Origin of the sequence: Legionella yabuuchiae (assembly GCF_900640115.1) — a bacterium.
In the GTDB taxonomy this organism is placed as follows: domain Bacteria; phylum Pseudomonadota; class Gammaproteobacteria; order Legionellales; family Legionellaceae; genus Legionella_A; species Legionella_A yabuuchiae.
Map to the genome: position 1 here is coordinate 18,492 of NZ_CAAAIW010000010.1, position 23,626 is coordinate 42,117.

The window sequence follows — 23,626 nt, forward strand, 5'->3', positions numbered from 1 at the left end:
GTGGATTATGAAGAACATGATTAACTGGCTGTTAGGCGCTCATAATCCACAAGGAGCGCAGAAAAAGACGGTAAAAAAACGTTTTGCGAATCCTCTGCCCTCGTTTGCCGATAAGCTCGCTATTGCGGATTTTGATGACGAGCATCAAGTCTTTTTGTTGGCAGATGGCAAAAGTCTGGGCTCTGGCTTTGAACTAAGTGATATTCCGGCAGAGGCTGCAGCACCCGAATATTTGCAGGCGGTATTTGGTAAAGTTCGTGATACCTTTGCCTCAGTAGTGCCGCTTCATCAGGTTGATCCTTGGATCATGCAGATGTTTGTTCAGGATGACTATAACCTTGAACCGGTGATTGACCATATCAAAAATCATGTTGATGAAAAACTCATTAACAGCCGCATGACACAGGATTACTTGCAAAGACTGCAGGATTTATTCAAAAAAATGAGCCGGCCACAAGGATTATTTGTTGATCCAAAAACAGACCTTCCTTATAGAGGCAGAAGAAGGCGTATTCGAGTTTTGTTTTATCGGCTATTGAATGACTCCAACCCTGATCGCCAAACCGCTTTAAAGGAACATCAGGAGATTATCGCCCAGATTGAGTCCAAACTCCGCTCACCTGGCTTGCAGTTAAAACGCCTGACCGGTAAAGACTATTATCAATGGTGGGTTCGCTGGTTTAATCCTGCCAATGGGGAGTCTTTGTTAGAGCAATACCCCTACCCCAAAACCAAACCAGCAGGCTTTAATCTGGCACAAAATGTCTTGTTCACGCCACCGCAAAGTGATGATAAAGGTTTTATTTTTAACGGCTTGAAACATCGCATTTTATATGTGGATGGATTAAAAGAAGCCCCAGAAATTGGTCTTATATCCCGTGAACGGCCTCAAGCCAACCCAAAACACCGCTATGCGTTATTAGATACCTTACCTGAAGGCAGCATCTATACCATTCAAGTGGTCTTCTCGCATGATGCCTCACTCGATGCCCATTTAACCCGACTGGAAAAAGGCATAGTCGGCACCAGCTTAAAACCATCTCAAGTTCGGGAAGATATTAAGACCGCCCGTAATGAGTTGACCATGGGCAATCGCTTATTCTGGGTTAATCAAGCCGTATTTTACCGCGTCCAGGATGAGCCAGAAGCAAAAGACATTGAAAAGCGCTTACAAGATATTTTTATGGAAGCAAAAATGCCTTTGATTGAGTCTCGTTTTGATATCCATCCCTTAAATTCCTACCTTAACGCCCTGCCCTTTAACTTTATACCGCAATACGCAAGACGTTATTTATGTTATGACCGCTTGATGTATGCATCAGAACTGGCAGCATTGTTGCCAGTGTATGGACGAAACCAAGGCGCAAGACACCTACCCTGCTTTATCTTTTTCAATCGTTTAGGTGAACCTGTATTTTTGGATTTACTGCATCATGATTTTGTGTCGCAAAATTCGCATTGCGCCATCTTTGCCAACTCAGGTGGAGGTAAGTCCGTTTTAACCGGCTGGATGGTGCAGTCACTACTGGCGATGAAAAACGCCCGTATTGTTTTATTTGAAATGGGAAATTCGTTTGACCGCATTCTGACCCACTGCCAAAAGCATGGTTTAAAAAGCAAACAATTACTGCTCTCCAATCAAAAAGACAAAGCCGTGCCCTTAAATCCTTTTTGCGATGCCTATAAAGCCTTGCCTGAAATCAGCGCACAATCCAGTGAAGCAATAGCACTTTTGGAGCAGTTAAAACAGGACAAATCCAAGCCTGCTAACGAATCAGAACGCTACTGCGAAGACGAGTCAAGATCCTATCTGGCTGAACTAACGCTTGCCCTTCGCACCATGATTACTGAAGCCAACGCCAAAGAGGAAGAAGGCTTCACCCTTGCCGATGAAACCCTGCTCATAGAAATATTAAGTGATGCCATCGTTGCGTCAGCAAAAAACAACATTCCTCAAATGCTAACCGAGCATGTGCTTTCAGCTTTTGAACAGCGCATAGAAAATGAAACGTCCACTAAGAAAAAAGAACGCCTGCAGGATATGGCCGATCGCCTTAAAAGTTACGTCATTAACAGTTCAAAATCGCGTTTTTTTAATGTCCCAACTGAACCGCTGGATGATTTTGATATCTTTCATATCGACATCTCCGCCATCAAAGATGACCGTGGCAAATTAGCCTTAGTAATGGTCTCTCTTTTACCCCGAATACTGGCCATGGCAGAACGCACCCAAAACGATTCACGTCCGATGTTTTTAATCATCGATGAGGCGCACATCCAGTTTGAAATTGATGTCATTGTCTCTAGCGCCCTGCTCATTGCCAAAGTCGCCCGAAAACTGGGACTTTGGCTCATTCCAGTCACCCAAAATGTGGCTGACATGCGCTCAGCCAAAGCAACGAAGATTTTGTCATTGATGGAAACCTGGATTGTCCTTGGTCTGGATGAAAATGAGCTCAAAGACATCAAGCAATTTAAGCATCTGACACCACAGCAAGAAGCCTTGATTCGAGAGATTGACTCACAAAAAGGTTTGTATGCAGAAGCAGTGCTTTTAGGTTCGCGCTATCAAGGTTTATTCCGAGTCATCCCACCCCGTTATCTTCTTGCTCTTTTAATGAATGAAAAAAGTGAAAAGGTAGCCAGAGGCCAACTGGAGAAAGATTATGGCGTACTTAAAGCTGCTGAAATTATGGCAGAAATTCTGGAGCAGCCTAAAGTTAAGCATGATGCTGGGGCTTATTTTTATGATTAATCCAACTCATGCGACTGAAAGCACGAAACCGCCCCATCCAGTGAATACTTTTACCATTTCCGGTAGAGTGCTGGCCAAGGTATTTCATAATTCCCACTATAAAATCATTGGATCTTGCGCCTGGGAGCATGGACACTTTCCACCCAAAGTTTCTTTTACAGCAGCGGTTGAACAATTTTTACCTGATTTAATTGTGACCGTCAGCAATAAACCTGAAGAAAACCCCTGGCTTGAAGCAAGAGCCTTGTATGAGAACAAAGCCAATCGATTCGCCTACCAAAAAGCCTACAAACTTGCGACTGGTATGGATTTAGGTTTTGGCAATGACAGCAGTCAAACCACCAGCTTGCATGGTAATGATGAGCGCACACGGGTCGTTGATGTCATTGGCAGCCCCGCTGCCTTTTACCGTTTTCCCTTTTTGTCGCTAAAACCGGAAACCCACTTTGGCATGCCTTATTATCTATCCGAGCTAGATGCGGTAATGGATAGAACAGAAGCCGCCGAACTGGTGTATATGGCCTCTCACCCACAACTGTTAATCAATCATGATATAGGCACTGCAACGCACATCTGGGGTACAGAAATTCCAAGATTAATGCGAGTCACCCAGCCCTATAATTTCCGCGCATCGGTTGTGGCGGCCATGCATGCCGTTGATATCGTCACCAACCAAAATCCATTGCATGTTACCAAATCCACAGCTAACCGCTGCGGTCAAAACTGTGTGGTGGCCAATGCCGTTTTTGATCCCAATAACCAAAAAGTCATCTGGCAGGAAGTCTATCCAAACAACCGTACTTTTCGTCCAGGTGACGCAGAAGATTTTGGCATTGAAGATGATAAGAAAGGCAATGGCAATTATGTTTTTGTAGTCTGGCGTAAATACCGAGGCTGCGTGCAACACCATGGCAATCTGATTCGCTTTTTAACCTTTCCCAAAGTAGGGCAACCTCAAAAACGATAAGGGTTTATTATGAGAAAATTATTAGTATTGACCACACTATTTCCAGTAAGCCTCTATGCCAGTGGCTTTATGCCCAGCCAATCGGATTATTATTATCAGCTGGGTGGTGCGTCGAATTTATTTGTGCCTCCCATCAACAAAGATCAGACCTTGAAAATTGGTGCGGATATTGATGAACGGATGGGATTTTCTTGCAGCGGATTTAATCCGGTGGTGTCCATTACCAACACCATGCAGGATTTAAAAAAATCATCACTTAACATTCCGGCTGGTGTGATTAGCAACTTAAAAGGTTCTGTTGCAGGCTATCCACTTTATAAGCTGCAACAAGCCATGCCTGCTTTATATAATGTCCTGCAAAATACAGCATCCAGTGCGCAAAATGAATTTACCCTCAAAGTCAAAGACTGCCAGAAGGTCAAAGAAGCCTTAGAACAAAATCAGTCTCCTGTAGAAAGCATGCTTTCGGTATCGGACAGCCAGGGCTGGCTTGATGCATACAGGCGAGCCCAAAAAGAGAACGTTGATGTGACCGAAACTTCAAAAAGCATTGCGAAAAAACGGGATGAATACGGCCTACCCTGGATAGGTAGCGATAAAGGCAATGCCGGCGGTAAATTTCAGCGGCCCATCAAAGTCATAAATGATGTGGTGATTGCAGGTTACAACATCTTATTAACGCGCAAACCGCTTGATTCAACCACCAAGCCTTTTGAGAAAACGCCCATGACCCACGCTTGGGCAACCCCAAATGATGCGGCCAATTGGGCAGTTAAAGTGTTAGGCGACATTCACGTCAGTAGCAGTGAAAACAAAGAAAACCATGAGACACAAGCAGGCATGGGTTTATCTGCGCTATTGCAAAGTTGTGATAATGCCAATACCTGCAGCCAGAATATCGCCAAAGCACTATGGAATCTGGTCAATGGCAGCTGGACCTTAACCGAAGAAAATCTTCACAAAGTCAGTGCCTCAAACCTTTTGATTACAGATGAAATCATCCTAACCATTCAACATTTACCCCGTGAAGAACAACTGCTCACCGTATCCAAGCTGGCCGAAGAAATCGCCGTACAAAACATGCTGGATAAAGCCTTGATGATGCGGCGAATACTACAGGCCGGCCTTCAAGTTCAGGAAGTGCAAAACTTAAAACCTGCTCTAAACATGGTGCGTTTTGCTTTAAAGAAACTCGATGATGATATCCATTCATTGGCCTTTGAAAACGAAGTACGCAAAAAAATGATGACTGACACACTCACTATGATTATGGACATCCGTCATCAAGCGCAAAACGCCAGTATCCCAGGTCAGGATCACGAGCAACCAGCAGTGAAAAATGGCGCTGTTTATCTCAAAGAACAACAAAGGGGATAATATGATTGTTTTTAATCCACTTTCTTTATACACCACCTACCTTGGCTGGCAGCAATACGAAATCATCTTTAATGCCCTGTGGCAAACAGGGCTGTTATATCTCGGCTTTCTTGCGGTCGGCTATCGTTTCTTAAAAAATGTACTGGTGCCGGCTGCTGCTTTTTTCGCTGTGGAGCACGCCCTTAACCATTTTCTCTATGAGCTGGCGATTACGGTTTTAATATGCGGTATATTTGTCTACCCTTGCGTTCCATTAGAAACCAAAGCACTGCAATTTAAACCCTTATGCGGATTAAAAATCGATTCTACCGCCACCATTGGCGATACGGGCACAACCTATGATGAAGCCTTTGCTGATGTCTTAACCCATCAAATCAAAATCCCCATCGGCTTTGCCATTATCCAGAATTTCATGTCCAGCTTTACTTACAGCCTAATGAAAGTCACAGGCTGTACCGATAGTCTGCAAGCAATTGAGGGGGATTTGGTATCAACCTATTTGCCTCACAATGTGCGTGAACAGGCTTTGGATTTTCACAGACAATGCTTTATTGAAGCCAGAACACAGTTCAACAGCGATAAGCATGAACCCAATGAGTTAAATGCTTTATTAAACCGTTATGGTGGTGAAGACGATCTAACATGGATGGGCTCAAAAATCCTGCAGCAAATGTATTACACTAAAATCCATGCCCGTCATCCGGTTAAAGGATTTACCTTCAATCAAGCACCGAGTCCGAACCTGCAAAAAGCAGCCAATCGAGGCGACTTGCCCAGCGAACAGTTACCAGAAAATGGCTATCCAAGCTGCCAACAATGGTGGAATAAAATCAAAACGGATCTGATTGAAGTTGCCAACAAAGCCAGTTTCTTTAACAAACATTTGAACTACTACACCATGTTAGGGCGAGTTAGAGAATACAGATTCAAACACCCCAAAGCATGGCAAGCGGATATCGCTGCAGAGGATTACATCGCAAAAATGCTGCTTAATGAAAGCAAAGATATGCAGCTCAATTCTATCAAGAACATGATGGATAATAATAACAGCAGAGTCGGCAGTGTCATCACCAATGGTTTAGTCAATGTAGGTCAACTGGCTAAGTCTTGGACTTCAACACCTCTAAAACGAGAATCCATCATGCAAACCCTGCCCGTGATGCAAGCGTTTTTCATGTTCTTTTTAATCATCCTCACCCCAATTGTGCTTTCTTTGAGTAACTACAGCCCTAAAGCACTTGGAAGCCTTTGCGGTTTATTTATTATGAGCATATTTCTGCAATACCTCTGGCATCTGGTTGGCTTTGTTGAGCGATCCGTGCTTGATCCGCTAGGCGAGAATAAAGCGATTTCTGCGATGAAAAATATGGCGGTGATGTTTTATTTTGTCGCACCTGTGCTTTTGCTGAGATTATCCAGTCATTTTGGTGGTGATGCTGGTGCAAGTCTTTCAGAATTAGTCAGTGCATCAAATAAGCAAAGTGGTGAACTTGCTAACTCAGGGGCACAAACGGCTAAGGCTGGTGCACAACTGGCTACAGGGCTAACTGGATCAAAACTAGCTGCAAAGGTAATACGATGAAAAAAACACGATTACTTATCAGCTTCAAATGCTTCGTTATATTCTTCCATGCTGATCGAACCAGACTCATACAAGCGTCTAGCTTCAAATATACATACCTTATTTTTTACAGGCTTATCCTCGGCAATATCAAAAATTGCTTCGGCAATAATGCCCAACAATCGAAATACCTTGCGCATTTGGAGACTTCCCTATGAAAAAAAATTATCTGCGTTCAACTATTATAGTCACAGCACAAACCATTTTTCCAACTCTGGTGCTGTTAATCATCGGACCCTGGTTGCTCAGCCAAGGCTCAACACTTGCCAGTTGGGATTCTTACTTGTCAAAAATAAAATATACCCTATTCATCATGCATGGCTTATTTTACTTTACCTTCATTCTGTTATGGCCCAGGCTTGTAACTGCATTGAAGACGCAAGAAACAACGCCAAGACAAATACAACTTGCCACTCAAGCAAGATGGTATTTGCTCTGCATTTTTCTTTTGATTGATTTGATAACGTGCATAGGAGTCAATGAATGAATAAACCATTTAGCCAGGCCTGTGAAAACAATAAAGCACCTATTTTAGAAACTCTTAACCAATATTTATCAGGTAGCGAGCAAATACTTGAAGTTGGCAGTGGCACAGGTCAGCATGCCCATTACTTTGCCAATCATTTGCCAGAAGTTTCTTGGCAAACCTCAGATTTGCCAGCGAAGCATGTAGGCATTAAATCCTGGATAAAAGAGTGTAGCTTTAATAATGTTCAACCACCATTGACGCTAGATGTTTCAGATCCTACTCAATGGCCAAAGATTCAATATGATGCAGTGTATACAGCCAATACAACGCATATCATGTCATGGCAAGAAGTCACCTGCCTCTTTAAACTTACCGGCAGTTGCTTAAAGTCAAAAGGATTCTTATTTTGTTATGGCCCTTTTAATCTTAATGGCCAATTCACCAGCGATTCCAATGAACGATTCGACACCTCCTTGCGCCGCCAAAATCCACAAATGGGCATACGGGACTTAAACGATATTCAACAAGAAGCTCATATAAACCAACTGACCTTAGTCCAGCGCCACGCCATGCCAGCAAATAACATGCTGTTGGTCTTTATGCGACGTTAAATGTACTGCAAAAGGATAGTCACCTTATGAGCCATTACCCAATAGAAAATCATTTAAGAGAACCAACAGAAGCATGGTCAGCTTTAACTTGCTTAACTCTCGCGCTACTGGCTTACAACCAACCACACATTTTCCTGCTCACTGAAAAAATGACAACCTATGCAGTCATTACCCTTTTGATTCCAGGACTATACCGAACCTGGCAAGCCATCAAAGTCAAACGCTATCACCGACGCTTACTCGCCATGCCCACTTATGCCCTATCAACCACAGAAATTCCACTATCAAAAAACTGGCTATTCATCGGTAAAGGATTTCGCTGGAAACCCAGCCATACTCAAAAGCTGCACCAAATTAAACAAGTCAAAAATGAACATTTCATGCAACGAGGCAAGCTATATCAAAACGCCAGACGCTTTTGCCAAAACCACGAACAAACCAGGTTGGCAAAATGGCTAAATAGCCGATCAAGACTCAATCCATTCTGCCCTGATCCGCCCGTGGGTGGTAGCCCTTTTCTGCATGGCGTTGGTGAAGAAGACAAACCGGTGTACATCCCACAAGATGTCAGAAATGGCCATACCTTCGTAGTCGGCACCACAAGGGTTGGTAAAACAAGACTTGCAAGCATCCTAATCAACCAGGACATCCGCAATGGTGATGCTGTGATTGTGGTGGATCCAAAAGGCGATCAAGACCTGGTCAGAGACATGAAAGCAGCCGCCAAAGTCACCGGTAGAAGCGAGGACTTCCATATCGTCCACCTAGGCTTCCCCGAACAATCCGCCCATTACAACCCACTGAAAAATTACCACCAAGTCAGCGAGGTCGCTACTAGAATTACCGACGCAATCGCCGCTGAAGGAGAAGGCAAACAATTCGCAGCCTTCGCCTGGAAGTACGTCAACATTGTTGCCATTTGCCTTGAAGAAATGAAGCAGGAAATCAACTACCAATCCATAGCATTCTACATCAGCCGCCTGGATCAATTGCTTATGACCTACGCCGATACCATCCTGCCTTCCCATTACTCCGATTACCACCAGCATATTGAACAAATTATCGAAGAGCATGACAGTAAAATTGGCAAAAACAATAAAACAAAATCCCCGATGGAACGCCATCAAGCCGTTATCCAATACGTCAAAGACCATATCAATAAAACGATTAAAACCGGCAACACGGAAAGCCTTCATGACCAAATCCTGATTGACCTATTTGATGCCGCTGTCATGGACAAAAATTACTACGATAAAATTACTGCCAGTGTTGGTCCAGTGTTATCAGAAATTAATAAAAGCAACGCATCAAAAATCCTGTCATCTAAATCAAAACCAGAAAACATCGAGCTTATGGACATCATTAAAAACAAAAAAATCCTCTACATTGGTCTTGATAGCCTAACCAACCCCAACATTGCTCAAGCAGTCGGCAAAGCCTTTTTATCTGATCTCGTCTCAACTGCTGGGAAAATCTATAAAGAAGAAAATGCCCATTACACATTAAATCTGCACTGTGATGAGTTATCAGAGATTATCCAGGATTCTTTCGTTAAAATTCTTAATAAAGCCGGAGGTGCTGGCTTTCAAGTTACTGCTTATGCCCAAACCATTCAGGATATGGAAGTAGCCCTTGGATCACGACCCAAAGCTGAAGTTTCGGAAGGAAATTTTAATACATTGATCATGCTTCGGGTGAAAAACGAGGAAACAGCAAACTTGCTAGTCAAAGTCCTACCGCAGGTTGGCGTGATTGGTCATACCCAGGTTTCAATGGTTAATGATACCCCGCATGGGAATGATGGAGTTTATTTTAATACGACTAATGAGGATCGGGTACAGATTTCTTATGTGCCAATGATCGGGGTTGAAGATATTGTTTCTTTGCCTAAAGGACAGGCTTTTGTTTTGGTAAGTGGTGGGAAAGTTTATAAAACTAGGCTGCCTATGCCATCAACCACGGTTTGTTAATAACCTACCCTTTAGGAGCATTTTTGCTTAAAACAACTTCAATATCTGTTTTTTTCAAAGATCTTTATCAAGCAATAACCTCTTCTACTTGCAATAATTGGCATTTTAAATAGGTTAAAAGTTGATTTGAAACCATTATAGACCAGTGGTCAGCCTCAAAATTCATGGTGCTTATATAATCGCAGTTGAGTATATCATGCCATTGAGTCTTTCCATTTTTCGTTTGGTCTGCATTGATAATGTGGAACTTATCAGCGCAATACGTAGGAGTGTGGTATTGGGAAAAGGATAAGAGGTTTTTGATATTGTGTAAGGCAACGTTTACTCTTCTCTTGATTTTATTAAATTCTTTTTCAGTAGAAGGATAGCCAAATAACTGATGTGCATAATGAAAAAGCTCATCTTCTGTCAGATTATTTATTTCACCTTCACTTCTATAAGTATTCTTATAAAATAGAATCAGCGTTTTTAAATCATCAGATAAGTCACTGTTATTTAACTTAAAATGTAAGCTTTTGAGGTTTCTATCAGCCACTGACGATCCGTCAATTAAAAAGGCGTTTTTGCAGCGAGCGTTTTTTTGTAGGGCGGAAATTAGTTCCAATGCCACCGCTACACCATAAGACCAACCTATAATATGATATTTTTCAGCACCATTATTTTTTAACACGTTTTTCATTTCTGTTGAATAAACCGTTATCATTTGTTGATAGCTTTCAAAACATTTTTGATTTGAATGGAGGCCTCTTGCTTGAATTCCATAGACATTATAATCTTTTTCGAGCTGTTTGATGATTTGATAATAACTTAATATATTCCCCCCTACTCCATGAACCAAAAAAATACATTCTTTGTTGATGCACTCATTGGCGGAGAGCAAAATCAGACAAGAACTATCAGGTTTCGCTTCTAATAAACTATGTTTAATTATTTGGGAAATGGTTTTATACCGAAATAAATCAGCCACCTTTACATCGCACTTAAGCTCATTGCTCATAAGGTAACTTACCTGCATCGCGGAAAGAGAGGTGCCTCCTATTTTAAAAAAGTCATCGGTAACACCTGTATTCTTAATTTTTAAAACATCATTCCAAATAGCTGCAAGACGCTTCTCAAGATCGGTTGAAGGAGGCTGGTCAACTTCTTTATCCATGAAAAAAGCTTCAGGTAAATTAGTTTTGTCCAATTTACCGTTAGCTGTCAATGGGAAGACGGGTAAGTGGATTAATACATCAGGTACCATATAATCTGGCAATTGCTCATGAAGCTGGGTTAATATATGGGCTGTAGTAATAGATTTATTGATTTCAAGTACAACATAGCCTACTAGGAATTGGCTTGACACAGTTGTTTTGACAACCGCACAAGCCTGTTTTATTCCATCAATAGAACTAAGTGCCTGCTCGACTTCAGATAATTCGATTCGATGCCCTCGGATTTTTACCTGGGAATCATTTCGACCAATATACTGCAGATTACCATCAGGTAACCATCGAACTAGATCGCCAGTTTTATAACGTCGCATATATCCTTTTTCAATATCTTCTGGAGTTGCCAGGGAGTTAACAGCAAATTTTTCTGTACTTAATTCAGGATTATTCAAGTAGCCACGAGCTAAACCTGCTCCCGCAATATGCAGTTCACCTACGATACCGATAGGAAGCGGATTACCCTGTTTATCTAGCACATAAACCTTATAATTATTATAAGGTTTTCCTATAGAGTGGGAGTTATTTTTACATAAATAATTAGTGGCTCCTACTGTAGCCTCGGTAGGACCATATTCATCGTATATATTGTCAATATAGTTTTTGATGTAATCTATTTGTTTTACATCACTTTGTTCACCACCTATAAAACAGGCATGTATTTTATGAGTAAGTAGTTCAAGTGGAAGATGATTTAAAAAAGAGGGAGTGGCTTTTAAAAAATCGATTTTGTGTTTATTTAAATGATTTATATAGCGCTTAAATTCAGTGAGATGACCATCATAAATACAAATTTTTTTCCCGCAAATTAAAGGAAGCAAAGTTGTAGTCACTGATAAGTCAAAAGAAAGATTACTGGAGTAATCCATATTTTTAACATAGTGTAACAAGGGCTCCACATTCTTTAAATAGTTAAAAACCGAACTATGGCTAATCATTACCCCCTTGGGTTTCCCAGTTGTACCCGATGTGTAAATGACATAAGCCAAATCCTCCATCGAAGCCTTAATATTCAGATTAGTTGAATTATGATACTTATAACACTCAGTATCCAATAGGAGCAGATGAGCATTAAAGCCACCTTGTAATTTTTTAACGAAACTGCTGTGGGTTATTACTAATGGCGTTTGTGAGTCGTTCAGCATGTAGTTAATTCGTGCGCTAGGATATTCTGGATCGACAGGTAAGTAAGCTGCACCTGTTTTCATGATCGCTAATAGTGTAATAATCATTTCCATACCTCTATTCAGGCATAGAGCGATAATGGTATTAGATTTTAGGACGGCTTTCGACCGAAGGTATCTAGCTAATTGATTGGCTTTTTCATTGAGTTGAAAATAGGTCATTTGATTGTTTTGATGAACAAGGGCGATATGATGCGGGGCTTTTAAAACCTGATCTTCAAACAGTTGCTCAATTCTTTTATAATCTAGAAAGTCCCTGTCGGTGTTATTCCACTGATAAACAGTCTGATGGTATTCTTCCTTGCTGATAATTAAAATATCTTTAATAAGTTGATGAGGGTTTTCACACATTCTTTCCAGTATATGAACATAGTGAGCAATAATCCGTTCAGCAGTTTCCCTTTTGAATAACGAAGTTAAATAAGTAAATTGTCCTTTAAATTCAGGACCGTTATCATTAATTAACAGATCAAAATCGAATTGCGATGCTTTAAGAAATTTGTCGACTTCATAAAAATCAAAATCTTTGTTATCTATGAAGTTTTGCACTCTGAACATGATCTGAAATAGTGGGTGTCGGCCTGGATCACGTTCGATATTCAAAATTTCAACTAATTTTTCAAAAGGTAAATCCTGATGCTTCTGTGCCTGTAAAACTGTTTGATGGATATCGTGAGCTAACGCTTTAATGCTTCCTTGAGGGGAAACAGTTTGTCTAATGACTAGCGTATTAACAAAAAAACCAATAAGATGTTCAATTTGACTGTAGTGGCGATTGGCGACCGGGGTGCCAATTAGAATATCCTCCTGTCCTGTATATTTGTTGAGTAAGATATAAAATCCCGATAATAATAAAGTGTATTGAGTAACCTGTACGGTTTTGGCTAAATTCTTTATCTTCTGTGTAATTTGAGAATCGAGGGTAAAGAAAATGCGATTACCCCGATAATCTATTTTTTTTGTACGGGTATAATCGCATGGAAAATAGAGTATCTCAGTATTTTTTAGTTTTTTCTGCCAGTATTTTATTTGATTTTTTAAAATATCACCTTGAAAATAATCTCTCTGCCAAAGAGCAAAATCTATATACTGAATGGGGAGGCTACTTAAATTTAATGGTGTTTTACCGAGATAATAATGATACAACTGAGCTAGTTCATCTATAAATATTGCTGAGGACCAGCCGTCAAATGCAATGTGATGAATGGTTATTGAAAAATAATAATGAACTGCACTACGAAAAATCACCACTCGAATAGGTAATTCCTGGCGTAAATCAAAATGCTGATTAATACGTTCTGAAAGCTTATATTCCAATTGCTGTTCGCTAATAGTCTCTTCTAGGAAAATCAAAGGTAAATTAGTCACTTCTTGATAATATTCTCCTTGAGCATTTTGAAGATAAACAGTGCGGAGAATCTCATGACGAACAAGTATAGTTTGAAGCGACTTCTTCATTGCATCAACTAAGTCAGAAGCATTTAGTTTAATGCATAAAGGAATATGGTAGGCATTGGTTCCTTGCTCATAGTTTTCTATAAACCATAATCGCTCTTGAGCAAAGGATAGCGGAGCTGTTGTTCGCTCAGTGGCATTAATACGTGGAGCATTACCACTACCAGTTAGACGTTCTAACAATGTGGCTATAGTTTTATTTTTAAACAGCTCAGTAACCTTAATATGAAGCCCAGTATGGTTATTCAATTTGTTAACCATCTGTATTGCAAGTATCGAATTCCCACCGATTCTAAAAAAATCATCATTGAGACCGACTCGTTCGATTTGGAGAATTTCCTGCCATATTTGGGCAATATCTTTCTCTAGCTGCGTTTCAGGCGCTATGTATTTTTTTTCCAAACTGAAGTCAGGTAGAGGCAAGGATTGAAGATCAATTTTTCCATTCGCTGTTAAAGGAAAATGATTTAACTTAAAGTAGGTTTCTGGAACCATATAAAATGGAAGCTTAAGTTTTAACTGTTCGCTTATATAGCGATCGAGACTGATAGGCTGCGCCATGCTTTGGGACTCACCCAACATGGCCTTGTTAATGCTGCCAAAGGCAAGAGCATAGATGGCTTCATCATAAGGCATTAAGCCAATAGTACAAGAACCTATATTGCGTTCATACCAAAGTTCAGATATTCCTTGCGCCTCGAATCCTGCCTGAATATAGTGTTCAGGGGTATGTGTTCCCTCAAGGGCCAATATTCCCTCCGCATTAGCTAATAGTTGGCCTTGTTCGGATATTTGCATAAAAATGGATTGTTTTTTTAAATCAAAGCTATGGAGGGGGTGATGAAAATATCCTGATTGATTTACAAGCATTACCTTTTTTAGTGCCGGTGCTCGGTAAGGATTTAACAGATTATCAAAATGAATCGTTAACAGCGAATGATACATATCGTTTTTTTCATTTCTTATTTCAATGTCATAGCCAATATTAAGATTCGTGAGAACTTGCTCTAAACAGTAAAGAATGTGTCCCATTTCCAAATAAGCTAACCGGGAAGATTTTTCTTGATACAAAGGCTCTATAGCCGGCAAATAGAGTTTGAAGTCAATTTTAAAAGAATCCACACTATTGCTGGAGTTAGTGTGTTGCAACTGATATGTCACAGGATTGTAGTAATATTCTCCAGCTTCGACACCATGTATTCGTCTAGCAGGGATAGATAGATAGCTCTGGATTGCATAGGTACTCCCTCCCGAAGGATAAATATATTTAGGTGTTATTTTATCCTTTAAAATAAGGGCACTTAAAGGCTGAAGTATGCTTGTTAATTGCCCAAGACAAATTGGTTTTCCAAAAGGCCTTTTCCAATTGTTCAAGTGATGTGGTGCGGGTAAGAATGGTGTAGCATTCTTTTCATGGAGAAAATATCGGTAACTTTTTCTACGACGATATTTCTTTTCACATAATAAGGGGTTTAATGAGTATTTCCAAGCCAAATCAGTTCTAATATTGTGCTGTTCAAGAATAAAATGCTCTTTATTCTCTTTCTCCTGTGACTTTTTAAATGAAGATGATAATAAATAAGCAATCAGACGGTTTTCATGTACCCGAGTTAACGCACCATCAATGCCTTCTAATTGAGTGAGATGATGCGATATTTCCTCAAGTTCTACTCGATATCCATTAAGCTTGACTTGAAAATCCTTACGGCCTTGAAAAATTATATAGCCGTCTTGATGCCATTTACCTGAGTCCCCGGTTTTATAAAGTCTTCCCAAATCAGAATGATTAATAAAGCGTGCTTGACTTTTTTCCTCATCGTTCCAATAGCCAAGTGCAACCCCCATCCCCCCTATATGAATTTCACCGGTTACATCAACAGGACATTGTTCTTGAAAGCTATTAAGAACATACATTTTCTGATTAGGCATCGCGTAACCATAAGGAATCGATGCCCATTCAGATTGGATGTTCTTTATTTCATACCATATCGACCATATAGCACCCTCTGTGGCGCCCCCCAGACTCATTATAGTGGCATTTTTAGTTAGTGATTTAAGCTGGTTTGGTAATTGCAAAGGAATCCAGTCACCGCTTAATAAAATAGTGGTTAACGGTGTTAATAATTTCCCTCTATCTGTAACGTAAACTGCCAGCAGTTGCATTAATTGAGGAACAGTATTCCATAAAGTAATTTGATAAGTAACGATTAATTCATACCAATGGGAAGGCTCTTTTATTTGTTCCTGATCGGGAAATACCACTGTTCCGGCTGCACCAAGTACACCAAAAATGTCATAAACAGATAAATCAAAACCCAAATCGGACAGGGCTAAAATTTTATCAGTTGATTTTATTTGAAAACGATTATTGACAGCAGTAATCGTATTAACAGCTGCTTGATGAGCAATGGTAACCCCTTTTGGTTTTCCTGTGCTTCCTGATGTGTATATAACATAAGCAACATCGTCGAAATTAATCTTGGGTAACTGACTGTTTTTTATTGGCGGGGGTGAGTTAATCAGTGTGCCAATAATTAGCCAGCAGTACTCATCCTCAATTTGTTTCCCCTTAATATAATTTGAAAAAGCCGATTGGGATATTAGTATGGTGTTAACAGCGGCTTCTTTTAAAATACTGCTGATTCTTCCTTCAGGCCAATCAATATGCAGTGGTAAATAAGCCATCCCGCTTCTCATAATTCCCAAGGCCGCAACTACTTGCTGATAGCTTTTTTCACTTAAAATACCAATTAATTTCTGAGATTTATCGGTGATGCGCGAAAGCAGATGATGAGTGATATACTCACTAAAAAGATAGATCTCACCGTAAGTATATGTTCCCTGACTATCAATTACTGCGATCTGTTTATAAGCTGTTTTTACATGGGATAGAAACAGATCAACTAGGGTTTGTTTAATTTCAGGCTGGATGTCACTATTCGCCTTAGTAATAAGGAATTGGTCTTTGGTAGAAAGGGTCAATGGAGGTAGTGGCTGATCCCATTTCAATTCTGCAAACAGTTCAAGGACAGCACAATAGTCATCATGCATTTCTTCTATTATATGAGGAGCAAACAGTTGCTCGACATAATCCCATTCAGCAATAAATCCTTCTTCATTTTCATATGCTTTGTTGTCTAGATAGACTTGAGATGTCTGGCTTATCGAGTAACCATTGCCTATATGTCCATCTAAAGGTATAGAGTCTGTAGTACCCCCTAGCAAGCTAGTCAATACTACTGGTGATAAAGATTGTTCCTGACTTATTCCCAAATTTTTACGAATTAACCGCTGAAAATCAATGCCATCAAATAAATTATGCTCAATATCTTCCCATAATTCATTATGGACTTTTTCAATTCCACTATAAATTGTTTCATTCGGACTTCTTTTGAAATTAAATAATTCCAAAACAGTAAAATCCCCTAAAAGCTCATTAACTTGTTTGTGTAACGGCAACCGGTTGAATAAAGTCAAATTAATACAAAAATGAGAGTGACCGCTCCATTTTGATAAAATGAGTCCGTAGGCATACAACACGACACAGGTAAGACTTAAATTAAATTGATAAGCCTTGTCCTTAATTAATTGCCATTTTTTTTGCTGAATAGTTGCTGATTTACGAATGAATTTAGGTTGTATTATCGTCCCTGGAATAGCCGCGAGTGGTATTTTGGCTTCAAAATTATACTGATCCAATTTATTAAGCCAATAATGTTTGGCTTCTAGATAAAGAGAGCTGGCACGTACTTCATGGTATTTTTGTACATAGTCTTTAAAGTTAATCTCAAGATGAGTGGTTTTTAAGGGGGCACTGTTACTGACATTGTAGTGCTGAGCTAATTGATTGAAAAATAACCGGATGCTAATGCCATCGAGAATTAAAACATCAATACTTATATGCAGTATTAATTGACCATTAACTTCGCTTAATTCAAAATCAAATAATGGCCAGCAATCACTTTGATATACTTTATGCGATAAACGAGCGCGAATTTGGGCAAACTCATTTTGGGTAATCTGACCGTGTTGTTTAATTTTATAAAAGGGAACATCAGCAATAACGCTTTGTGACGCATCCTGGAAAACAGTTCTTAGTGAACTGTGTATATTAATAAGCTGATTCAAAGCCTCTTCAAATCGAGCAACATGAAAATGACTAAAGAATAATTCAGAATAATGATGTGCTGATACATTACTCATTTCAAAGTCAGCCAATCGGCCGTAGAGATAGGCTTGTTGAACATTGGTGAGCTCAAAGGGGAGATGCTCATCAGTAAACCCCTTTGTGATTAAAAAATCTTGGTATATAAAATTCCCCGTAGAGTGCTGAATTATGCTCAACAATTGGCTTATTGTTTTGTGTTTATAAATGTCTTTTACACTAACTTGCACCCCAAGTTCGAGATTGATTTGGCTGACAAGGCAAATCGCAGAGATCGAATTTCCTCCTAATTTAAAAAAGTCGTCTGTCAGACCAATATTATTTATTTTTAAAATATTCTGCCAAATAGAAACTATCTGAATTTCTAAATCAGTCGATGGCGGCACATATTCGCTATTGGAAATAAACTGAGGATCTGGTAGTGCTTTCCTATCCAACTTTCCATTAATCGTTAATGGAAAACAGGTCAATCGAATTAATACATCAGGAACCATGTATTCAGGTAGTTTTTTTTGAAGTTGATTGAAAATAAAGTCATCATTTAATTCACAGTTAGACGCTATAATTAAGTAACCAACTAAATATTGAGTCTCATTTTTATATTTATTTAATACACAGGCTTGTGTTACTCCATCGATGGATGTTAAGACATGCTCAATTTCAGCCAACTCAATTCTATATCCACGAATTTTGACTTGGAAGTCATTTCTACCTATGTATTCGACATTTCCATCAACCAGCCATCGTACGAGATCACCTGTTTTATATATTTGTGTACGGCCTTGTTTAATATCAGTGTCCGTAGCAAAAGGGTTTAAAATAAATTTCTCCGCACTATGAACCGGTTGATTAAGATAACCTCGATTCAAATGTGGAGCTGCAATATAAAGCTCTCCAATAACGCCAGGAGGCACAGGTTTTTTATATTTATCTAAAATATAAAAAACAATATTATTGATGGGTTTACCAATATGGATTAGATCTGCATTGGCTGGAATGTCGCTATAAGCGCTCACATCGATAGCGACTTCAGTGGGACCATATAAATTATGCAGTTTTACTGTTGGAAATAATTGTTTAAACTGGTTAGCAAGTCTGACAGGTAATGCTTCTCCACTGCAAAATACATCACTGATGCCGCTTAGATTCTTTGTTTTATTGATTGTTAAACCAGAAAGAAACGCGCTAAGCATGGTGGGTACAAAGTGTAATTTGCTAATTTTTTCGCTTTCGATAATGTTATACAAATATTCCACATCTTTATGACCGTTGGTTTTGGCAAAAACTAGTCTGCTGCCAGCGATAAGAGGCAAAAGTAATTCCCAAACTGAAACGTCAAAAACGAAAGGGGTCTTTTGAAGCACGTTATCATGTGAAGAAAAAGCATAGGTATCTTTTTGCCATAATAATCGATTAACTAACAGGGAATGGATTGTCGTAGCACCTTTAGGCTGACCAGTAGTACCTGATGTGTAAATAACATAAGCTAAATTTTCTCCTGTACATTGTGTAAATAAATTTGAGGTTGAATAAGAGCTATAATTGCAGCGATCCAATACCACTATATGAGCCGATGTTAGGGCTTCTAATTGGGGATGAAAGGTTGATTGGGTAAGCAGCAGCTGTGCCTTGGTATCTTCCAAAATATAACCTATTCGTTCCTGGGGGTATCCCGGATCGATAGGAACGTAAGCACCATTTGCTTTCATAATAGCGAGTATGCCAATGATCATATCCAGGCCTCTGTTCAAGCAGATTGCTATTAAGGTATCCGGATTAATAATGGCTTGCGACTGGAGATATCGAGCCAGTTGATTGCTTTTGTCATTTAACGCTTTATAAGTTAATTGTTCCTGATGATAAATTACAGCTAGAGCATCAGGCGTATTTCGCACCTGCTCTTCAAATAAGTGGGTGATTAATTTATTATCCAGATTCTCTTTATCGGTGTTATTCCAGTCATAGTTTGCTTCTTGATAGTTCTTTTCTTTCAGCATATAAGTGCTTCTAACTAGTATTTAGTATGAGTGATGTTTTATGTATCCATGTGCTCAGGATTTAATACACATGACGTTAAAACCCAGCTCCTCCGAGGTGAAAGTAATACGATAGGTGTCGATGTCAGGTAAGGCAAAGGCTGCATGAACTTTGGCGTAGCGATCAAATTGAGCATCATAACTGCCTTCAAGAATATATAAGGAAATAACTTTCTTAGCGCATGATCTTTCCCTTTCAATTAACTCTACCTTTAATTTATCAATATAATGACGCATGAATTTGGTACAGCTAATGTTATGAATATCTGGTCTTACTTCCTGTTTTATTGTCTGGAATAACTTATTTCGCTGTTGAATGTCACTGTTGGTATATACTTGATCATAAATGATTTGATGATAGTTTTTATCTGGAAACTGTTGGAACCATCTGGCAAGAATGGACTCCGAATAGTTTAAAAGAATATCTTCACGAAATAATTGTTCAAATAGCTCGGGGGCTTGACGATAGTAAATTTGAGCTAAATCAAAGGTGACACAAGAAAGTCGACCTTCTTTATCCATATGATCAATGAGCTGGACAATAGTGTTATCAGGAAACAGTACATTAAGCGCTCGATTTCCTTCGTATACGATTTGATAATTATCTTGAGCGTTTTGACTGACAAAGCAGTCAAGTATTCCTTGACCTATACGGTCTATAAGCAAGCTATCTTCAGTAAGAATAACATCAGGTTCAAGCTCTTTTTGTACCAATAAATCATTATATTTTTTGTAATCAAATACATCACGCACATGTAAATTATCGATTAAAGGTTGCAGGGTGAATCCTATATTTGATTCCAATGCTTCGTTTTTTAATGTTCGTGCAACATCGATAGAAATTTCCTGATGAATGTCTACAATACGATCGGCATGTAAATGAGCATATAAAATATTTACTTCGAGAGTCTGGTAATACTGTAAATAGTCCTTGCACCGCTGAGTGAGGAAGTTAAACTCAGGGATTTGTTTGATTTGCTCCGAAATCCATTTGGGACGCTCAATAATTTCCAATTCATTAGGCTTAATATTGGAGAGTAGGATATTCCGTGCAGTGATAGGTATGGTAAAGGGTTTTATAAAAGTAGTCATCAGCCAAGCCAACGGATTATGTGCATTTTGATTGGCCAGATGTACTGCGTCACTAGGAGAAATAGTCTGCAAGGCAAGGCCATAGGAGTAAGGCGCTAGAACAATTTTAATAGGAAGATTGTTATCAAGAGTAATAATTTCACGCTTATGTCTTGAGCCAGTATGTCCTAAATAACTATTAAGTTCTTCTGTGCCACTGACAGAAATATGCTCTATTTTCTTATTTTGATAAATTAAAATTGCTCCACAGCCTATCGACATCAATTTTAATTGAATAGGACTGTATTCATTTTCTTTAAAAATTTGGCCAATCACTAAAGATAAATAATATTTTGTATAATGATTATCAAAGATATATCCATCAAACATAGCAAGACCCATTTCCAGACCATAACGCATAATAAGGCTTGAGCAGATTCCACTTAACTCTTTTAATTTAGCTTGGGAAAGAGCTTCAGGGGAGTTTGAGGTGAGTAATAAAGAGATATATGGATAATTAGTCCTTACTTCTCCAATGCTTGCAGGATCTAAAACTTTATATTTTGCTTCAGCAAGCGCCGAAGATCTTATGGGATAATATTTTACAGAGAACTCACCCAAATTATGTTTGGCTGTATAGAGTTGGTAGTGACAATTTTTTCGTTTGGCAGATGCTTCTCCAAGCATCCGTTCCAGACCTAAATTGATATGTTTGCTTCTTCCTGCAATTGGTTTATAAGTATCTTCATTGCTGGTTAAGGCGGTATCAAGACCCAAATATTTGTTAAAGAGTGTTTTATACTGTTCCATAAACTGTTTTTTTTCAGTTACCGATAGTGAATGGAACTCGTGCAAAAGATGCTTGGTTAATAGCGACAAATCCATAATTTCACTAAAATGGTCGAGTTCTTGAAGGTACTCAAACCGTTCAGTCTGTTGTTGCTCCGTAGGTGACAAGTCGTTATAAAGAAAGCCATATTCTAATAAACTGCTGATATTTAACCAAAAATCAAGGCTAATTTTATTCTGACAGTTAGCTAAAGTATCAAAAACAAGGCAATCGGTGATATGAGATAGATTGCTTAATGATTGGTTATTTGTATTATCTTCTACATATTCAATGAACTTTTTGCCGCCACCAGGATATGCAGTTTCTGAAACCAAAGAAAGATAATGATAAAAACTTTGCCAAATGGTATCAAAAACTTTAGGAGGTAATTGTTGAGATATTTCTTCCGGAAAGGGCCCTATGTTATCAAGTAGAAAAGCATAATAAGCTCTTTTGTCTAACTTGTTGGTTAGGTGTTTAATAACTTTTTTCGAGATGAGGTTAACTGATTGATTCATTCGTGACTCTCTAATTCCAGGTTATATGGCATTTGATATTTGCTAATTAATTTCATTCAATATCTACAGCAATAAATTCTTTAAGCTTATTGAAATCTTCTCTTAACTTTAAGTAATCCTTATTCCATAAAACCATTGTACTGGCTACTTGAAACAAGTCTTTAGATTTTAAAACAATATCGTCTTTTTCAATCCTAAATCGTTCGACAAACTGAGAGTTAAGCTCCATTTTGCTGCAGTGTTTTTTTATGCGGCCAGAGTCCGGTATGGGAAAAATATAGCGGGCAGCGTAATAAATGATTTGCGTTGTAGAAAAATCACCATGGTAATCACCAGCTTGCAATAAAAAATGAGTTTCGTTAATGTTGATATCCAGATGTTTTTGATACAGAAGATCACCTTCCAGGCCTGGGGGGCGGGCAGCGGCTTCTAAAAAAACGAGTTCATTAGCTTGGGTCAGAAATATTTCCACATGAGCAACTCCATTCTCAAAAATTCCTAGATTATCTAGAACAACTTTGGCGAACTCCTTAACTCTTTGAGCCATTGGATCTTCTGTTGGTAAAGAGATGCTTCCTATCGGATACCCTTGAGCAAAAAAGTAACCAGGATTGGAGTATTCAAATACACAAGAATATAAAATATTGCCGTCTTTAATAAAACTTTCGCAGTGGAACAAAGTGCCTTCCAGATATTCTTGGATGAGATAAGTATGATTAGCTTTTTGTAGTACCCATTTCTCAAATTCTTTTTTATTATTCACCTTAGTGGTGGCAACACTGCCACAAAGATTGATTGGTTTTATAAAAAGAGGAAAGTGCGATAATTGATTTTCTAACTCTTCGATATAGTTTTCTTTATTGACTTGATAGTATTGCTCATCAAATATTCTACTTAATGGAACTCTTAATCCAGCTTCCTTTAGTGTTTTAACCATCAAGTTTTTATCAATATACCTATCTAAATTATTTACTGATAGGCCATAATGTTTGCGTAACAACCCGCAAACTTGAACACATTCCTCTGCGAGATAAACTATATTAAAGACTGGACCATAGTGGTTAATAATAGTGTCACATTGGCTAATAAGAGTTTCCATTTTGAAGTCACAGGCAATAATCTGTTCAATCTCAGGATTCTTAATGAGTTGGTGATGCGCTTCGAGATCGAGCGGATTGACCAATATAAATGAACGAAATTTTTTCAACACTTCATGTGAGTGAAATGGAAATACCTTATTACGAAAGGGAGGGTTAAACAATATAATAAGATTGTTCATTCAGTTGATCTGCCATAATTATGCGTACTATCACCTTTCCATGGATAAAATGCTTTTTAAAGGTTGGACACTGGATAACGCACTAATAAATAAAAATGGATTTTTAATTGT

General features: G+C 38.9%; 11 protein-coding genes. 7 read left to right on the plus strand and 4 right to left on the minus strand.

Annotation, left to right across the window (positions count from 1 at the left end; genetic code table 11):
- Positions 1-7: 7 nt before the first annotated feature.
- The 4 genes from E1O47_RS05335 to E1O47_RS05350 are packed head-to-tail and all read left to right on the plus strand — an operon-like array spanning position 8 to position 6,681.
- The gene (locus E1O47_RS05335) at positions 8-2,755 is read left to right on the plus strand and encodes a conjugative transfer ATPase (RefSeq protein WP_133130238.1); all 2,748 of its coding nucleotides are present in this window, start codon (positions 8-10) and stop codon (positions 2,753-2,755) included.
- Positions 2,748-3,722 (plus strand): TIGR03756 family integrating conjugative element protein, encoded by a 975-nt coding sequence (locus E1O47_RS05340; RefSeq protein ID WP_133130239.1) that lies wholly within the window; start codon positions 2,748-2,750, stop codon positions 3,720-3,722. Before E1O47_RS05335 ends, E1O47_RS05340 begins: the two co-directional genes overlap by 8 nt.
- A gap of 9 nt (positions 3,723-3,731) precedes the next feature.
- Complete coding sequence (locus tag E1O47_RS05345; protein WP_133130240.1) at positions 3,732-5,099, plus strand: integrating conjugative element protein; 1,368 nt, start codon at positions 3,732-3,734, stop codon at positions 5,097-5,099.
- 1 nt (position 5,100) lies between these two features.
- A complete protein-coding gene (locus E1O47_RS05350; protein WP_133130241.1) occupies positions 5,101-6,681 on the plus strand; it encodes a conjugal transfer protein TraG N-terminal domain-containing protein in 1,581 nt (526 codons plus the stop codon).
- Positions 6,682-6,692: 11 nt separating this feature from the next.
- Here E1O47_RS05350 and E1O47_RS12240 read toward each other — a convergent pair whose 3' ends face one another.
- Positions 6,693-6,860, minus strand: a complete 168-nt coding sequence (locus tag E1O47_RS12240) for a hypothetical protein (RefSeq protein ID WP_165475042.1) — start codon at positions 6,858-6,860, stop codon at positions 6,693-6,695.
- 14 nt (positions 6,861-6,874) lie between these two features.
- On the opposite strand from E1O47_RS12240, the gene E1O47_RS05355 reads away from it, so the two are divergent.
- From E1O47_RS05355 to traD, 3 genes are read left to right on the plus strand one after another with little or no spacing between them, the layout of a single operon-like run.
- On the plus strand, positions 6,875-7,207 hold the full coding sequence (locus E1O47_RS05355; protein ID WP_133130242.1) for a hypothetical protein: 333 nt from the start codon (positions 6,875-6,877) through the stop codon (positions 7,205-7,207).
- On the plus strand, positions 7,204-7,800 hold the full coding sequence (locus E1O47_RS05360; RefSeq protein ID WP_133130243.1) for a DUF938 domain-containing protein: 597 nt from the start codon (positions 7,204-7,206) through the stop codon (positions 7,798-7,800). Before E1O47_RS05355 ends, E1O47_RS05360 begins: the two co-directional genes overlap by 4 nt.
- Positions 7,801-7,826: 26 nt before the next feature.
- Positions 7,827-9,770, plus strand: a complete 1,944-nt coding sequence (traD, locus tag E1O47_RS05365; RefSeq protein ID WP_133130244.1) for a type IV conjugative transfer system coupling protein TraD — start codon at positions 7,827-7,829, stop codon at positions 9,768-9,770.
- A 67-nt stretch (positions 9,771-9,837) separates the two neighbouring features.
- On the opposite strand, the gene E1O47_RS05370 is transcribed toward traD, so the two are convergent.
- Genes E1O47_RS05370 through E1O47_RS05380 form a run of 3 tightly spaced genes read right to left on the minus strand, consistent with a single transcriptional unit; the run spans position 9,838 to position 23,515 of the window.
- Entirely contained in the window at positions 9,838-19,779 is a 9,942-nt protein-coding gene (locus E1O47_RS05370; RefSeq protein WP_133130245.1) for a non-ribosomal peptide synthetase, read from the minus strand.
- A gap of 54 nt (positions 19,780-19,833) precedes the next feature.
- Positions 19,834-22,236: a hypothetical protein gene (locus E1O47_RS05375; protein ID WP_133130246.1), complete on the minus strand. Its 2,403-nt coding sequence runs from the start codon at positions 22,234-22,236 to the stop codon at positions 19,834-19,836.
- 52 nt (positions 22,237-22,288) lie between these two features.
- Positions 22,289-23,515 carry an ATP-grasp domain-containing protein gene (locus tag E1O47_RS05380; RefSeq protein WP_133130247.1) on the minus strand — a complete coding sequence of 409 codons (1,227 nt, stop codon included), beginning with the start codon at positions 23,513-23,515 and terminating at the stop codon, positions 22,289-22,291.
- Positions 23,516-23,626 lie beyond the last annotated feature (111 nt).

Bases quoted from the DNA above. Each gene is read 5' to 3' on its own strand.
- E1O47_RS05335 (WP_133130238.1), top strand. From the start codon at position 8: ATGAAGAACATGATTAACTGGCTGTTAGGCGCTCATAATCCACAAGGA.
- E1O47_RS05340 (WP_133130239.1), top strand. From the start codon at position 2,748: ATGATTAATCCAACTCATGCGACTGAAAGCACGAAACCGCCCCATCCA.
- E1O47_RS05345 (WP_133130240.1), top strand. From the start codon at position 3,732: ATGAGAAAATTATTAGTATTGACCACACTATTTCCAGTAAGCCTCTAT.
- E1O47_RS05350 (WP_133130241.1), top strand. From the start codon at position 5,101: ATGATTGTTTTTAATCCACTTTCTTTATACACCACCTACCTTGGCTGG.
- E1O47_RS12240 (WP_165475042.1), bottom strand. From the start codon at position 6,860: ATGCGCAAGGTATTTCGATTGTTGGGCATTATTGCCGAAGCAATTTTT.
- E1O47_RS05355 (WP_133130242.1), top strand. From the start codon at position 6,875: ATGAAAAAAAATTATCTGCGTTCAACTATTATAGTCACAGCACAAACC.
- E1O47_RS05360 (WP_133130243.1), top strand. From the start codon at position 7,204: ATGAATAAACCATTTAGCCAGGCCTGTGAAAACAATAAAGCACCTATT.
- traD (WP_133130244.1), top strand. From the start codon at position 7,827: ATGAGCCATTACCCAATAGAAAATCATTTAAGAGAACCAACAGAAGCA.
- E1O47_RS05370 (WP_133130245.1), bottom strand. From the start codon at position 19,779: ATGCTGAAAGAAAAGAACTATCAAGAAGCAAACTATGACTGGAATAAC.
- E1O47_RS05375 (WP_133130246.1), bottom strand. From the start codon at position 22,236: ATGAATCAATCAGTTAACCTCATCTCGAAAAAAGTTATTAAACACCTA.
- E1O47_RS05380 (WP_133130247.1), bottom strand. From the start codon at position 23,515: ATGAACAATCTTATTATATTGTTTAACCCTCCCTTTCGTAATAAGGTA.